The organism is Pseudodonghicola flavimaris (assembly GCF_030164425.1).
Taxonomy (GTDB): Bacteria; Pseudomonadota; Alphaproteobacteria; order Rhodobacterales; family Rhodobacteraceae; genus Pseudodonghicola; species Pseudodonghicola flavimaris.
In genome coordinates, this window is the sequence record NZ_JASNJD010000002.1 from 98,881 (window position 1) to 112,336 (window position 13,456).

Annotated in this window: 13 protein-coding genes; 6 read left to right on the forward strand and 7 right to left on the reverse strand. The window is 63.7% G+C overall.

Going from position 1 to position 13,456, the window contains the following annotated elements:
* Positions 1-63 precede the first annotated feature (63 nt).
* On the forward strand, positions 64-825 hold the full coding sequence (locus QO033_RS03125; protein ID WP_284479471.1) for an MlaA family lipoprotein: 762 nt from the start codon (positions 64-66) through the stop codon (positions 823-825).
* Positions 825-1,430 (forward strand): MlaC/ttg2D family ABC transporter substrate-binding protein, encoded by a 606-nt coding sequence (locus QO033_RS03130; protein ID WP_284479472.1) that lies wholly within the window; start codon positions 825-827, stop codon positions 1,428-1,430. The genes QO033_RS03125 and QO033_RS03130 overlap by 1 nt, the downstream gene beginning before the upstream one ends.
* A 121-nt stretch (positions 1,431-1,551) precedes the next feature.
* Here the strand turns inward: QO033_RS03130 and QO033_RS03135 are convergent, their stop codons facing one another.
* On the reverse strand, positions 1,552-3,819 hold the full coding sequence (locus QO033_RS03135; protein ID WP_284479473.1) for a transglycosylase domain-containing protein: 2,268 nt from the start codon (positions 3,817-3,819) through the stop codon (positions 1,552-1,554).
* 253 nt (positions 3,820-4,072) lie between these two features.
* On the opposite strand from QO033_RS03135, the gene QO033_RS03140 reads away from it, so the two are divergent.
* A complete protein-coding gene (locus QO033_RS03140; RefSeq protein WP_284479474.1) occupies positions 4,073-4,411 on the forward strand; it encodes a P-II family nitrogen regulator in 339 nt (112 codons plus the stop codon).
* A gap of 29 nt (positions 4,412-4,440) precedes the next feature.
* On the forward strand, positions 4,441-5,763 hold the full coding sequence (locus tag QO033_RS03145) for an ammonium transporter (protein ID WP_284479475.1): 1,323 nt from the start codon (positions 4,441-4,443) through the stop codon (positions 5,761-5,763).
* 166 nt (positions 5,764-5,929) lie between these two features.
* Here the strand turns inward: QO033_RS03145 and QO033_RS03150 are convergent, their stop codons facing one another.
* From QO033_RS03150 to QO033_RS03165, 4 genes are all read right to left on the reverse strand, one after another.
* Positions 5,930-7,114: an amino acid aminotransferase gene (locus QO033_RS03150; protein ID WP_284479476.1), complete on the reverse strand. Its 1,185-nt coding sequence runs from the start codon at positions 7,112-7,114 to the stop codon at positions 5,930-5,932.
* A gap of 4 nt (positions 7,115-7,118) precedes the next feature.
* Positions 7,119-7,970, reverse strand: coding sequence for a 3-mercaptopyruvate sulfurtransferase (gene sseA / locus QO033_RS03155; protein ID WP_284479477.1), 852 nt, complete (start codon positions 7,968-7,970; stop codon positions 7,119-7,121).
* A 595-nt stretch (positions 7,971-8,565) separates the two neighbouring features.
* A complete protein-coding gene (gene smpB / locus QO033_RS03160; protein WP_284479478.1) occupies positions 8,566-9,042 on the reverse strand; it encodes an SsrA-binding protein SmpB in 477 nt (158 codons plus the stop codon).
* Between the two features lie 160 nt (positions 9,043-9,202).
* Positions 9,203-10,021, reverse strand: a complete 819-nt coding sequence (locus tag QO033_RS03165; protein ID WP_284479479.1) for a sulfotransferase family protein — start codon at positions 10,019-10,021, stop codon at positions 9,203-9,205.
* Positions 10,022-10,168: 147 nt separating this feature from the next.
* On the opposite strand from QO033_RS03165, the gene QO033_RS03170 reads away from it, so the two are divergent.
* Positions 10,169-11,746 (forward strand): DUF5928 domain-containing protein, encoded by a 1,578-nt coding sequence (locus tag QO033_RS03170; RefSeq protein ID WP_284479480.1) that lies wholly within the window; start codon positions 10,169-10,171, stop codon positions 11,744-11,746.
* 1 nt (position 11,747) lies between these two features.
* Here the strand turns inward: QO033_RS03170 and QO033_RS03175 are convergent, their stop codons facing one another.
* Together QO033_RS03175 and QO033_RS03180 are read right to left on the reverse strand one after the other, a co-directional pair.
* Entirely contained in the window at positions 11,748-12,383 is a 636-nt protein-coding gene (locus QO033_RS03175) for a DUF1523 family protein (RefSeq protein ID WP_284479481.1), read from the reverse strand.
* Between the two features lie 10 nt (positions 12,384-12,393).
* The gene (locus QO033_RS03180) at positions 12,394-12,651 is read right to left on the reverse strand and encodes a hypothetical protein (RefSeq protein ID WP_407682087.1); all 258 of its coding nucleotides are present in this window, start codon (positions 12,649-12,651) and stop codon (positions 12,394-12,396) included.
* A 226-nt stretch (positions 12,652-12,877) separates the two neighbouring features.
* Between QO033_RS03180 and QO033_RS03185 the strand changes: the two genes are divergently transcribed.
* Positions 12,878-13,441: a hypothetical protein gene (locus QO033_RS03185; protein ID WP_284479483.1), complete on the forward strand. Its 564-nt coding sequence runs from the start codon at positions 12,878-12,880 to the stop codon at positions 13,439-13,441.
* Positions 13,442-13,456 lie beyond the last annotated feature (15 nt).

Consider the following 13,456-nt stretch of genomic DNA (forward strand, 5'->3'; position numbering starts at 1 on the left):
GTCGGCTCCTACATTTCAAGGGTTACCGCCCTGCTGCCCGAAAATAACGGATTCTCCTGACCCATGGACCTTTCGCTGCGCCCCCTCCTCGTTGCCGCTCTGCTCGGAGCAACGGGTTTTCTCGCCGGCTGTGCCACGCCTACGCCGGAACAGAAAGCAAGCCGTGAAATTTTCGACCCCTACGAATCGACCAACCGCTCGATTCACGGCTTCAACGTCGGTCTCGACAAGGTGCTGCTGCGCCCTGCCGCCAAAGGCTACGTCGCCATCGTCCCGCCGCCGATGGTCGACAGCTTCAACTACTTCGCCGAGAACCTGTCGATGCCGGGGCAGATGGTCGACTCGCTGCTGCAGGGCAAGCCGAAACAGGCCGGCATCGCCCTGGCGCGCTTCGTGATCAACTCCACCGTCGGCTTCGCCGGCCTGTCCGACCCGGCCAGCAACTTCGAAATCCCCAAGGTCGATACCGATTTCGGCGAAACCCTGCACAGCTGGGGCCTTGGCGAGGGCGCCTATATCGAACTGCCGCTCTACGGCCCCTCGACCAGCCGCGATGCGATCGGCCTGCTGGTCGATTTCGTGCTCAACCCGCTGGATTACGCCAAGAACCAGCCCGTGGATAACCTCGGCCTTTACGCGCAGGCGGTCAAACGACTGGGTGACCGGGGCCGCTACTCCGATGCGGTCGATGCAATTCTTTATGAAAGTGCAGATAGTTACGCGCAGGCACGGACTATCTACATGCAAAATCGCCGGTTCAAGCTGGAAGGCGATACCCCGGACCTCTACATTACGCCTGACGAGATCAGTACCGAGGGCTTCTGATGAGCTTTACTTTTTCGCGCCGGCATCTGATCGCCACGGCCGGCGCTGTTTTGGCGAGTGTAACCCTGCCCAAATCCGCCCTGGCGCTCAGCGAGACCAAGGCAAAATCCATGGTCGACCAGCTGGTGGGGCAGATCAACCGCGTCATTGACAGCGGCAAATCCGAAAGCGCGATGTATCGCGATTTCGAGGGGATTTTCAGATCCTACGCCGATACGTCCTATATCGCGGCCTATGCGCTGGGGGTGGACGGACGCCGTGCGACCTCAAGCCAGAAACGCGCTTTCACCGAGGCGTTCACCGGCTATATCGCCCGCAAATACGGCAAGCGGTTCCGCGAATTCATCGGCGGCCGGCTCGAGGTCGAGGACGTGCGGCAGATCAAGAATTTCCTCGAGGTGCGCACCACCGCCTACCTGCGTGGGGAATCGCCTTTCGAGGTCGCGTTCCACGTCTCCGACCGCACCGGCAAGGAGCTGTTCTTCAACATCTATATCGAGGGTGTGAACATGCTCTTGACCGAACGAACCGAGATCGGCTCGCTTCTGGACAAGCGCAAAGGCAACATCGACCAGCTGATCAGCGATCTGAAGACTATTGGTTAGGCAGATCACCTGATCCTCACCAAAAAGTGAGACGCTGCGCCAGACGCGGCAAGAATGACCCGGCCCCGACCTGCCAGACGGCAGCGGGGCCGGTTTTTTGTCGCCCGGCCAGCAGGACGCCCTAGCGTTTGGACTGCGCCCCGGCACCATTGCCGCCGCCGCCACCGCCGAAGATGTCGCGCAGGAGCTGGTCGACAGCCTGGCCCAACCCGCCACCGCCCGAGGACGGCGCCTTGGCCGCCGGCGGCGCGGTCGGCGGGATCGGCTCCCGCATCGGCAGCGGTGTCGGGGTCATCCCCTCCTGCACCCGCATCATGGTCTCATGCCAGATCTCCGCCGGCAGGCCGCTGCCCGTCACCCCCTTGAGCGGGGTGTTGTCGTCATAGCCCATCCAGACCCCGGTGACGTAATCGGCGGTGAAGCCGATGAACCAGGCATCGCGCGCCTCCTGCGAGGTGCCGGTCTTGCCCGCCACTTGCCAGCCCGGCAGCCGCGCCCGTCCGCCGGTACCTTCGGAAACCACCTTCTCAAGCATCCAGATCAGCTGTTCGGCCGCCTCGGTGCGGATCACCCGCTCGCCGATGCCGCCCGAGGCGCCGAAGACCGGCGCATCGTCACCCACCAGCTTCAGCTCGGTCAGCCCATAGGGTTTGACCGAAGAGCCGCCGTTCAGGATGCCGGCATAGGCCCCGGTCATGTTGATCAGCGTGCTTTCCGAGGCCCCCAGCGCCAGCGCCGGACCCATCGCCAGATCGCTGTCCAGGCCGAACTCCTTCGCCACCAGCCGCACCTTGTCGCGGCCGTATTTCTCGGAGATCTTCACCGCCGGGATGTTCAGCGACTTCTTCAGCGCCTCGGTCAAGGTCACCTGGCCATAGAACCTGTGGGTATAGTTCTGCGGACACCACTGGCCGGAGCCGGGGATGGTCATGCAGAAGGCCTCGTCCGTCACCATGTCCAGCGGCGAGGCCCCGAGATCGAGCGCCGTGGCATAAACGAAGGGTTTGAAGGCCGAACCGGTCTGCCGCTTGGCCTGTGTGGCGCGGTTGAACACCCCGGACACCCGGGTCTTGCGACCGCCGACCATGGCGCGCACCGCGCCGTCCGGGCTCATCACCACGATGGCAGCCTGCGCCTTGGACCCCGGGCTGACCTTTTCCTGGAAGATGAAGTTCATCGCCTCTTCCGCCGAGGTCTGGATGCGCTGATCCAGCGTGGTCTTGATGATCACGTCCTCGGTGGTCTTGTCGCCGAAGAACTCCGGCGTCTCGTCCATCACCCAATCGGCGAAATACCCGCCCGCCCGCGCCGCCGCGGCCTCGGACAATTCGGCGGGGTTGGCGCGCGCCTGATCGGCCTGCGCCTGGGTGATATAGCCCTGCTCCTGCATCAGGCCGACGATCACCCCGGCCCGGTTCTGCGCCCGGGTCAGGTTGTTGGTGGGCGCGAATCGGGTCGGCGCCACCAGCAGCCCGGCCAGCATCGCCGCCTCGGCGGGTTTCAGGTCAGAGGCCGACTTGCCGAAATAGCGCTGCGCCGCCGCCTCGAAGCCACGGGCACCAGCGCCCAGGAACGCCCGGTTCATGTAAATGGTCAGGATATCGTCCTTGGAGTATTTCGCCTCCATCGCCATGGCGTAGATCGCTTCCTTGATCTTGCGCCACAGCGTGCTCTGCCGGCAGTCGGCCTCGTATTCCGCCTCGGTCATGCCGCTCTCGGGATCGTAGGGCACCCCGAGGCACAGCAGCTTGGCCGTCTGCTGGGTGATCGTCGAGCCGCCATGCCCGGACAGCGGCCCGCGACCTTCGCGCAGGTTGATCGCCACGGCGCTGGCGACGCCGCGCGGGCTGACCCCGAAGTGATGATAGAATCGCCGGTCCTCGGTCGCGATGATCGCGTGTTTGAGATAGGGCGAGACCGTTTCGGTGGTGACGACACCGCCGAACTGATCGCCGCGCCAGGCGAAAACCTGACCGTTGCGGTCCAGAAGCGTCACCGAGCCGCGCGCCCGACCGTCGAGCAGCGCGGTCATCTCGGGCAGCTGCGTGTACTGATATCCCACTGCCGCAGCGATCAGCAGCCCGATCACCATCCCCATGCGCCAGGAGAATCCCCAGATCAGGCCGAAGATGCCGAAGATCACACGCTTGAAAAACCCCACGATACCGCCGCCGCCACCGCCCGAGCCGCGCCGCGCCGCGGCCTTCGTCCGGCGCCGGCCGCCGGTGGCCGGCTTGGCCTTGCTGGCGGTCTTGGTGGTCTTGGTGGTCTTGGCCGGTTTCGCCGTCTTCTTGGCCCCGGCCTTCGCCGTGCCCTTCGCCCCGCTCTTGGCCGAAGAATAGCGTTTGTCCGCAACCAGTGGCGGTTTGCGACGTGAGGAGTCTGCCATGCCCGATCCTGCTCGATCTTTGTTCTGGAGACAGACTACAGCGCCCGCGGCGATTTGTTGAGAGCCCGTAACCCGACTGTGACACGACTCTATTTCGCCCATTTATTGGGCATCATACATTTTCTGTGCAAAAAATGTGCAAAAAATAGGCGACAAGTCACAGTTATGTGGCAGAAAACATTCCATTCCTGCCTGTGGGAAGCCTTCCTTGCGAGGCGACCGCAGGGGGACCTGCCGAACGAAGGGGACGATCGTGAAACTGATCATTGCGACAATCAAGCCGTTCAAGCTGGAGGAGGTGCGCGAAGCGCTGACCGAGGCCGGCGTTCGCGGCATGATGGTGACGGAAATCAAAGGGTTCGGATCGCAGTCCGGCCACACCGAGATTTATCGCGGCGCGGAATACGCCGTGAATTTCGTGCCGAAAATCAAGCTGGAAATCGTGGTCAGCGCCGCCATGGCCGACCAGGTGGTCGAGACCATCACCAGCACTGCCAAGACCGGGAAAATCGGCGACGGCAAGATCTTCGTGCTGGACGTGGAACAAGCGATCCGCGTGCGCACCGGTGAAACCAACGACGACGCGCTCTGAGACGCGGAACAGGGGAAACAGAAATGCAAATGAAATCCTTGACGAAACTCGGCCTGGCCGCGGCGCTGATCGCGCTGCCGAGCCTCGGGCTGGCGCAGGAGGCGGATGTAACCCCGCCGAATGCTGAGATCGGCTACATCTTCACCACGTTCATGTTCCTAGTCACCGGTTTCCTCGTGATGTTCATGGGCGCCGGCTTCTCGATGCTGGAAGCAGGTCTGGTTCGTCAGAAGAACGTCACCATGCAGCTGATGAAGAACGTCGCGCTCTTCGCCTTCGCTGCCATCATGTACTATCTGATCGGCTACAACCTGATGTATCCCGGCGACGGCTGGAGCATCGATGGCATCCTCGGCGCCTTCTCGCCCGCGGTGCTTGAGCCGGTCGGCCTGGCCGACACCGAAACCGATCTGACCTATGCGTCGGTTGGCTCGGACTTCTTCTTCCAGCTGATGTTCTGCGCCACCACCGCGTCGATCGTGTCGGGCACCCTGGCCGAGCGTATCAAGCTGTGGCCCTTCCTGATCTTCGTCATCATCCTGACCGCTCTGATCTATCCGATCCAGGCGTCGTGGAAATGGGGCGGCGGCTTCCTCGATGCGGCCGGCTTCCAGGACTTCGCCGGTTCGACCGTGGTGCACTCCGTCGGTGGCTGGGCGGCTCTGATGGGCGCGCTGATCCTCGGCCCGCGCATCGGCAAGTACAAAGACGGCAAGGTCCATCCCTTCCCGGGTTCGAACCTGACGCTGGCCACCCTGGGGACGTTCATCCTGTGGCTGGGCTGGTTCGGCTTCAACGGCGGTTCGCAACTCTACATGGACACCGCAGGCAACGTGGCTGACATCAGCCGGATCTTCGCCAACACCAACACCGCAGCCGCCGGTGGCGCCATCGCAGCGCTGATCCTGACCCAGCTGCTGTACAAAAAGGCCGACATCACCATGGTGCTGAACGGTTCGCTGGCCGGCCTGGTGTCGATCACCGCCGAACCGCTGATGCCCTCGCTGGGCGCAGCAACCCTGATCGGCGCCGTGGGCGGTGTCCTGGTGGTCTTCGCCGTGCCGTTCCTGGACAAGCTGAAGATCGACGACGTCGTCGGCGCCATCCCGGTGCACCTGGTCTGCGGCATCTGGGGCACCCTGGCGGTTCCGCTGACCAACCCGGGCGCCTCCTTCGGCACCCAGCTCTACTCGATCATCGTGGTCGGTCTGTTCGTCAGCATCGTCTCCGCCGTGGTCTGGTTCATCCTGAAAGCCATCATGGGCCTGCGGGTGAGCGAAGAAGTCGAGATCAACGGTCTCGACATGGCGGAACTGGGCATGGAAGCCTATCCGGAATTCTCGAAGACCTGATCGGTCCTCGATCCGAAACAACCAGAAGGCCCGGGCATCCGCCCGGGCCTTTTTCCTTGGGCCCCGCCCCATATGCCACGACCCGGGCGGCCGGCCTGATCCGGGCATAAGAAAACGCCCCGTCCACAGGGAACGGGGCGTTTTCAATCCGTCTGGAACGCAGGTGTCAGGCGCCGGCGTCGACGATCGCCTGGGCCAGCAGCGGCACCGTCCTGCTGTTCAGCCCGGCGATGTTCATCCGGCTGTCGCCCACCATGTAGACGCCGTAATCGGTGCGCAGCCGCTCCACGATCTCGGGCGAGACGCCCAGCCGCGAGAACATGCCCCGGTGCCCAGCCAGGAAGGCGAAGCGATCCGAGCCGGTCAGCCGCTGCAGCTCGTCCGCAAGCTGCTGGCGCAGGCCCAGCATCGACAGCCGCACCTCCTCCAGTTCCGCCATCCAGTCGGCGCGCAGCGCATCGTCGTTCAGGATCGTCGCGACGATCCGGGCGCCGTGATCGGGCGGGAAGGAATAGGCCAGGCGGTTCAGCGTCGCCATCGTGTCCAGCACCAGCGGCTTGCGGGCGGTATCGGCGGAAATCGCCATCAGCATGCCGGTCCGCTCGCGGTAGATGCCGAAGTTCTTCGAACAGCTCGACGCGATCAGGCATTCCGGCACCGAGGAGGCGATCAGCCGGGTGCCGGCGGCGTCCTCTTCCAGGCCGTCGCCAAAGCCCTGATAGGCGATGTCGATCATCGGCAGCAGGCGGCGCGCGTTCAGCAGGTCGGCGACCTCCTGCCATTGCACCATGTTCAGGTTGGCGCCGGTCGGATTGTGGCAGCAGCCATGCAGCAACACCGCATCGCCGGCTTCCGCGCCCTTCAGATCCTCCATCATCGCGTCGAAATCGACACCGCGGGTCTCCGCGTCGAAATAGCGATAGGTTTTGATCTCGATGCCGAGGTAGTTCAGGATCGCGATATGGTTGGGCCAGGTCGGATCGGAAATCCAGATCCGCCCGCCGGGCTTCATCATCTGGATCAGCTCGAAGCCCAGGCGCACCGCCCCGGTGCCGCCGGTGGTGGCCACCGCCGAGATCGCCTCAGGCGCCACCGCATCCGCCAGCAGCAGCCGGGTCATGCCGCCGGTAAAGGCGCTGTCGCCGGTCAGCCCGGTATAGGTCTTGGTGGTCTGCTCGTCCCAGATCCGCTTCTCCGCCGCCTTGACCGCCCGCATGATCGGGGTGACGCCCTCGGCATTCTTGTAAACGCCCACGCCCAGGTCGATCTTCTGATCGCGCGGGTCGTCGGCATACATCAGCATCAGCTGCAGAATCTTGTCTGCCGGCTGCTTCTTGAGAGTTTCGAACATAAACTTAGTCTCCGGTTGCGACGGGCAGAGTGGGGAAGGCCCCCCATTCGGACCAGGAGCCGTCGTACAGCGAATGATCGGTCTTGCCCATACGCTCCAGCGCCAGGCTCAGCACCGCGGCGGTCACCCCCGATCCGCAGCTGGTGATCACCGGCTTGGACAGATCGACGCCGGCGGCCTCGAACACCGCGCGGCAGTCCTCCGGCGATTTCATCGTGCCGTCATCGTTCAGCAGCGTCGTATAGGGCACGTTGCGGGCGCCGGGGATATGGCCGCTGCGCAGCCCCGGACGCGGCTCGGGCTCCTCGCCGCGGAACCGGCCGGCCGAACGGGCGTCGACGATCTCGTGATCACCGAGCTTGGCGGCGGAAGACACCTGGGTCACATCGCGCACCAGATGGTTCTGCACCCGTACAGTCATGTGACGGTCACGCACCACCGGCGGCAGGTCCTCGATCTCGCGCCCCTCGGCCTGCCACTTCGGCAGACCGCCGTCCAGAACGGCAATATTGGTCTGCCCCATCAGCTGGAACAGCCACCAGACCCGCGGCGCAGAGCCGATGCCGGCGCCGTCGTAGACCACCACCTGATGCCCGTCGCCGACCCCCATCGCGCGCAGCCGCGACATGAATTTCTCGACCGGCGGCGCCATATGCGGCAGGTCCGAGCGGTGATCCGAAATCTCGTCGATATCGAAGAAACGCGCGCCGGGAATATGGGCGGCCTCGTATTCGGCCCGCGCGTCCCGGCCCAACTGCGGCAGATACCAGGAGGCATCGAGAATCCGCAGATCTGGGTCCTTGATATGCGCCGCCAGCCAGTCGGTCGAAACCAGTGTTTTCGGGTCGTCCTGCATCGCTCCACCCTGTGCATAAAACCGTATCCTGCCTACTATCGGGGGCGCCCGGGTGCAAGGCAAGCGGGCTTTGGCGGCGCGCCACGGCCAAAGCGGCCGCCCACCCCGACGCGGCGGATGCCTTCGGCGAGAGTATTTGCACAGAGAAGAAGAGGTCAGTTGCACCCGACCCTCGACACGCCGCGCCCTGCCCTGGCTTCTTCTCTGCAAAAATACTCACGGCGCCACATCGACCGCGGGCGCGGCGCCGACCCGCCGGGCGCTTCCCCCGGTGCCGGTTTTCCGGCAGCATGCCAGGCCATGTCCCGCCTCCCGCCCCCCGCCTTCCCGCTGAAAGCGAATCGCGAGCAAGAGGTCTGCGGCCCCGCCGCCGTGGCCTTTGCCGGGGTCTGCTGCGCGCGGGGGCAGGCGCCGGTTCTGTGGATCGTCGAAGGCAGGCAGCACGACCGGCTCCCCCCCCGGTTTCGCCGCCTTCGCCGATCCGGCGCGGCAGCTGCTCGGCCGGCCCCGCGATCAGGCAAAAAACTCTTCCCCAGCCGGGGTTTTCACGAAATCCCGGCGCCGGAGCGATAGTACACCGCCCCAAAACGCCGCCTCAACGATTGTCTTTCAACAACCGCTGCTTCTGCCGCGACCAGTCGCGTTGGGCGCTGGTTTCACGCTTGTCATGGTTCTTCTTGCCCTTGGCGATGCCCAGCTTCATCTTGGCGATGCCGCGATGGTTGAAATACATCACCAGCGGCACCAGCGTCATGCCCTTGCGCTGGGTGGCGTTCCACAGGTCGGCCATCTGCTTGCGGCTGACCAGAAGCTTGCGCCGCCGCCGCTCCTCATGGCCGAAGGTCTTGGCCTGCGCGTAGGGCGCGATATAGGAGTTCACCAGCCAGAGCTCGCCGTTCTCCACCGCCGCATAGCTTTCGGCGATATTGCCGCCATGGGCGCGCAGCGATTTCACCTCGGAACCTTCCAGGACGATGCCGCACTCCAAATCCTCCTCGATCGCGTAATCGAAGCGCGCGCGCCGGTTCTCGGCGATGATCTTGTAGTTCGGATCTGTCTTCTGCTTGGCCATGCGCACCGATCTACGCATGCCACCGGCATTCTGCAAGATCCGCCTGCAAGTTCCCCGCGCCGCGCAGGTCCGCCGCGCCCGGCTCTTTTTCTGGCTTCAAATATCCTCCCCGAAGGGATCGCGGCGCAGCCGCGATATCGGGCCCGCCCCCGGCCGCGTCTCAGCCGCCCAGTTTGGCATGCACCTCGTCGAGGTCGATCTCCCCCACCGGCATCTTGTTGGACGGATCGGCGGGGTCGTATTTGAACAGTTCGAAGTCCCGCTTGTAGATCTCATAGACCAGATGCATCGACAGATCGTCGAAATACTCCTCGACCGGATGCGCCCGTTTGGGGCCGTGGCCCTCGCTTTCGTTGAACCGCGGGATCGCCGCCAGATCGACCGGATGAGGCGTCTCCACCGCGTCCAGCACCCCCTGCATGCCTTCGTTGAACCGCTCGGTCCAGAAGATGTGATCGTAGCGTCCGCCATTGGCGATGAAGGTCGATACATGGCCCGACATCGCCGACCAGTGGATGTCCGGCTCCATCGGCCGGCGCCAGCGGATGGTGTCACGGGCGAACAGCAGGAACCGGCGAAAGCTCTGGATCTGGTCGAACTCCTGCTTGCCGTCGTCGCCGCCGACCTCGACACCATAGGTATAGGTCAGCTTCGGCACCATATTGCCGCGATAGCGTTTGCCATTGCGCTGGATGCCGCAGATCTTGTCGAAGAAGGAGCTGAGAATCCGGGTGTAGGGATTGCGCACGCAGGTGAAGGCATAGGACCGATGCGCCTGCACGTTGCGGGTGATCGGCTCGTGACTGTGCTCCTGCGACCACTTGTGCAGCCCCTCGCGCGCATCATGGATGTCGCCGTCGAAAAACCGCCCGTGGTCGGAGTAGAACATGATCTGCCCGATCGTCGAACAGGCGCATTTCGGCACCACCCGATACACCATGCTCTCACTCTCGGTCATCCAGGTCCCGGGAAAGCCCATCTGCTCCTGCCTCCATGCTGCGCGGGGGCGTCTGTTTCACTGCGCCGCATCCGCCGCCCGAAAAAACCAAATAATCAGTGTTTATTCAATCGGACTTCGCCTTTATCTAATGTGGGGTAGAGCAGTTAGCGGTAAATCCTGTCCCCCATGGCGAAAATCGCGTATATCCTTCTGTGTCACAAGGATCCCGACGCCATCGTCACGCAGGCCAGGCGGATCACTGACGCTGGCGACTACATCTCCATCCACTTCGATGCCAGCGCGCCGCTGGAAGCGTTCCGCCAGATCCGCGACACCCTCGGCGATAACCCCAACGTCACCTTCGCGCGGCCGCGGATTCGCTGTGGCTGGGGGGAATGGTCGCTGGTTCAGGCGACGCTGAACGCGGTGGCGGCGGCGGTCGACGCCTTTCCGCGCGCCACCCATTTCTACATGCTTTCGGGCGATTGCATGCCGATCAAGACGGCCGAATACGCCCGCCGTTTCCTCGACGATCACGACAGCGATTTCATCGAGAGCTTCGATTTCTTCGAAAGCGACTGGATCAAGACCGGCATCAAAGAAGAGCGATTGATCTATCGCCACGTCCTGAACGAACGCAAACACAAGGCGCTGTTCTATGCCAGTTTCAACCTGCAGAAAAAGCTGGGGCTGAAACGGGCGATCCCGGCCGATCTGCAGATCCAGATCGGCAGCCAGTGGTGGTGCCTGCGCCGCCGCACCATCGAATGGATCCTCGATTTCACTCGCGCGCGCCGCGACGTGATGCGGTTCTTCCGAACCACCTGGATCCCGGACGAGACCTTTTTCCAGACACTGGTGCGCCATCTGGTCCCCGAGAACGAGATCGAGTGCCGCACGCTGACATTTCTGATGTTTTCCGACTACGGCATGCCGGTGACCTTCTACAACGATCACTACGACATGCTACTGGGGCAGGATTTCCTGTTCGCCCGGAAGATCAGCCCCGAGGCAAGCGAGCTGAAAAGCCGGCTGGGGCGGCTCTATTCCGAGGAAGATGTCGCGTTCCGGATCTCGAACGAGGGACGCAGCCTGTACAAGTTCCTCACCGGGCGCGGACGGATCGGCCGGCGGTTCGGCATGCGGTTCTGGGAAACCGAAAGCAGCCTGGGCCGCGAACGCGAACTGATGATCGTGGTCTGCAAGAAATGGCATGTGGCCAAGCGGCTGCTGGCCCATATCCGCCAGACCACCAATGTGCCGGCGATCGAATATCTCTTTAACGAAGCGGATACGCCGCTGCCCGATCTCGGCGGCATCCAGACCACGCTGGAAAAACGCACCCGCCACCGCCGGGCGCTGATGCGGATGCTGTTCGACTATTACGAAACCGACCGGCTGATCGTCTGCATGGACCCGGCCAATCTGGATCTGATCCAGGATTTCGCCTCGGACCGGTCGGTGACCCGGATCCTCGAGGTCGAATGCCTGTTCTCGGATGACTATCTGATCGGCCACGCCCACCGCATCGGGCTGGCCGGCGATCAGACCAGCCCGGCAACGCTGGAACGGCTGCTGCCGACGATCCGCAACGACATGCATTACGAAACCGACCGCATCCGCGATGCCGGTTTCGGCCATTACGAACGGATCAGCGAAACCGCCTCCGCCGAGGAAAACGCCGATCATCTCGCCGCTTTCCTCAATATCGGCCGGGATCAGGCCCTGAGCCTGGCCCGGACCGAGTATCTCTTCGCCGACTAGCTCAGCGCCCGTCCAGCCAGCGCCGGAACCGGCTGCGGCGTTCCGAGATCGCCTCTCCGGCGATTTCCAGATTGTCTTCGATATCCTCGATCAGCGGATCGATGCGACGGCGGCGGAACCGGCGCCAGCGCACCCAGATGGCATAGACCACCGCCGCCAGCAGCGTCAGAAAGACGATGTTGAACCAGGGGATGATCCGAACATCCGGCCCCGCGACCGGCTTGATCCGCACCGCGTTGGGAAAGATCGACAGGAATTCGTTGCGCCAGCCGTAGTGCCGCAGCGCCACCCATTTCGGCGCCTCGGCGGTGGATTTCATATCCGCCGCCTCGGCCTGCAGGTTCGAGCTGTTGACCTTGAAATACGGTGGCCAGGACCAGCCGGTGTCCTCGTTGCGATAAACCATAATCTTGCCGTTGGTCATCCGCGTCTGGATGAAGAACACGTCCCGGTTGGTCGTCGTCGGATCGCTGCCCACATCGTGCTGCGCCCAGAACAGGCTGTTTTCGCCCGGATCGATCCGCTTTTCATAGGTGTCCGTGATGCGGACGATATCCGTCTGCGGCAGGGTGTAATGCAGCGCCGACGCCACCAGCCCCCAGAAGATCAGGATAATTGCCCATTTGACATAGCCCATGCCGGCACCCTCATGTGAAATTCGTGTAATAGACGATGATCGCGATCAGCCCCAGCGGCACCGCGTAGATGGCCAGGATCAGCCTGCGCCGGAACGACCGGTCGTACTGCGCCAGCCCCCGACGCACGAAGGCCTCGCGGTCGCCGGTCAGCCCCTTGCGGCGCCAATGCGCGATCAGCTTGGCGCGGCGGCGCTGGCGGGAATAGATCGACACCGCGACATAGGCCACGCTCAGCACCAGCAGCAGCGGGATCAGAAGGCGCAGCATCGCGATCATCTCTTTGCCTCTTCCGCCGTTCCTGTGCCGGGGTCCTGGCCCCTATTCCGTGATACGCGCGGGCGCCGCCCGGGGCAACCGGCCCGCAGCGCCCCGACGGATATGGGGGCGGCATCGCCCGGGGGGAAGTCTTCCCCCCGGAGCGGCGCTTGTCTCCGGGCTCCGGCCCCGGCATGCTGCCCGCGTTTTAACAAGCTATTTCCATTGGAGGTTTCCCATGATCCGGCAGAGCCTGATGCCCGCCGCCCTGACCCTGAGCCTGGCCTTCGCCGCCCCGGCCCGCGCCGATGAGATCAGCGATGCGCTGAATTCCGCGCTGTCGGCCTATGGCGAGGGCGATATCAAGTACGCGCTGGAGGAGCTGGAGTTCGCCAAACAGCTGCTGACCGGGCTGCAGGTCGACGAACTGGCGCAGTTCCTGCCAGAGCCGCCGGCCGGATACAGCCGCGAGATGAATTCCGAAATGGGCGCCGGGCTGAGCCTGATGGGCGGCGGCACCGGCGCGGAGGCGGAGTATTCCAACGGCGACGACAGTTTCACCGTCACGCTGATCGCCGACAATCCGATGGTGGGCGCCATGGCCGGCATGCTGTCGAATGCCGCCGCCATCGGCGCCAAGATCGAGCGGGTCGGCCGCCAGAAGATGATGGTGCAGGACGGCGAGATCACCGGGCTGGTCGACAACCGCATCCTGGTCCAGGCCCAGGGCGAGAACACCGATCTGATGCTCGACGTGCTGAAAACGCTGGATTTCCGGGCGCTGACGGCCTTCGGCCGCTAAGCCCGCATGCAAAGG

Bases quoted from the DNA above. Each gene is read 5' to 3' on its own strand.
- QO033_RS03125 (WP_284479471.1), top strand. From the start codon at position 64: ATGGACCTTTCGCTGCGCCCCCTCCTCGTTGCCGCTCTGCTCGGAGCA.
- QO033_RS03130 (WP_284479472.1), top strand. From the start codon at position 825: ATGAGCTTTACTTTTTCGCGCCGGCATCTGATCGCCACGGCCGGCGCT.
- QO033_RS03135 (WP_284479473.1), bottom strand. From the start codon at position 3,819: ATGGCAGACTCCTCACGTCGCAAACCGCCACTGGTTGCGGACAAACGC.
- QO033_RS03145 (WP_284479475.1), top strand. From the start codon at position 4,441: ATGAAATCCTTGACGAAACTCGGCCTGGCCGCGGCGCTGATCGCGCTG.
- QO033_RS03150 (WP_284479476.1), bottom strand. From the start codon at position 7,114: ATGTTCGAAACTCTCAAGAAGCAGCCGGCAGACAAGATTCTGCAGCTG.
- sseA (WP_284479477.1), bottom strand. From the start codon at position 7,970: ATGCAGGACGACCCGAAAACACTGGTTTCGACCGACTGGCTGGCGGCG.
- smpB (WP_284479478.1), bottom strand. From the start codon at position 9,042: ATGGCCAAGCAGAAGACAGATCCGAACTACAAGATCATCGCCGAGAAC.
- QO033_RS03165 (WP_284479479.1), bottom strand. From the start codon at position 10,021: ATGGGCTTTCCCGGGACCTGGATGACCGAGAGTGAGAGCATGGTGTAT.
- QO033_RS03170 (WP_284479480.1), top strand. From the start codon at position 10,169: ATGGCGAAAATCGCGTATATCCTTCTGTGTCACAAGGATCCCGACGCC.
- QO033_RS03175 (WP_284479481.1), bottom strand. From the start codon at position 12,383: ATGGGCTATGTCAAATGGGCAATTATCCTGATCTTCTGGGGGCTGGTG.
- QO033_RS03180 (WP_407682087.1), bottom strand. From the start codon at position 12,651: ATGCTGCGCCTTCTGATCCCGCTGCTGCTGGTGCTGAGCGTGGCCTAT.
- QO033_RS03185 (WP_284479483.1), top strand. From the start codon at position 12,878: ATGATCCGGCAGAGCCTGATGCCCGCCGCCCTGACCCTGAGCCTGGCC.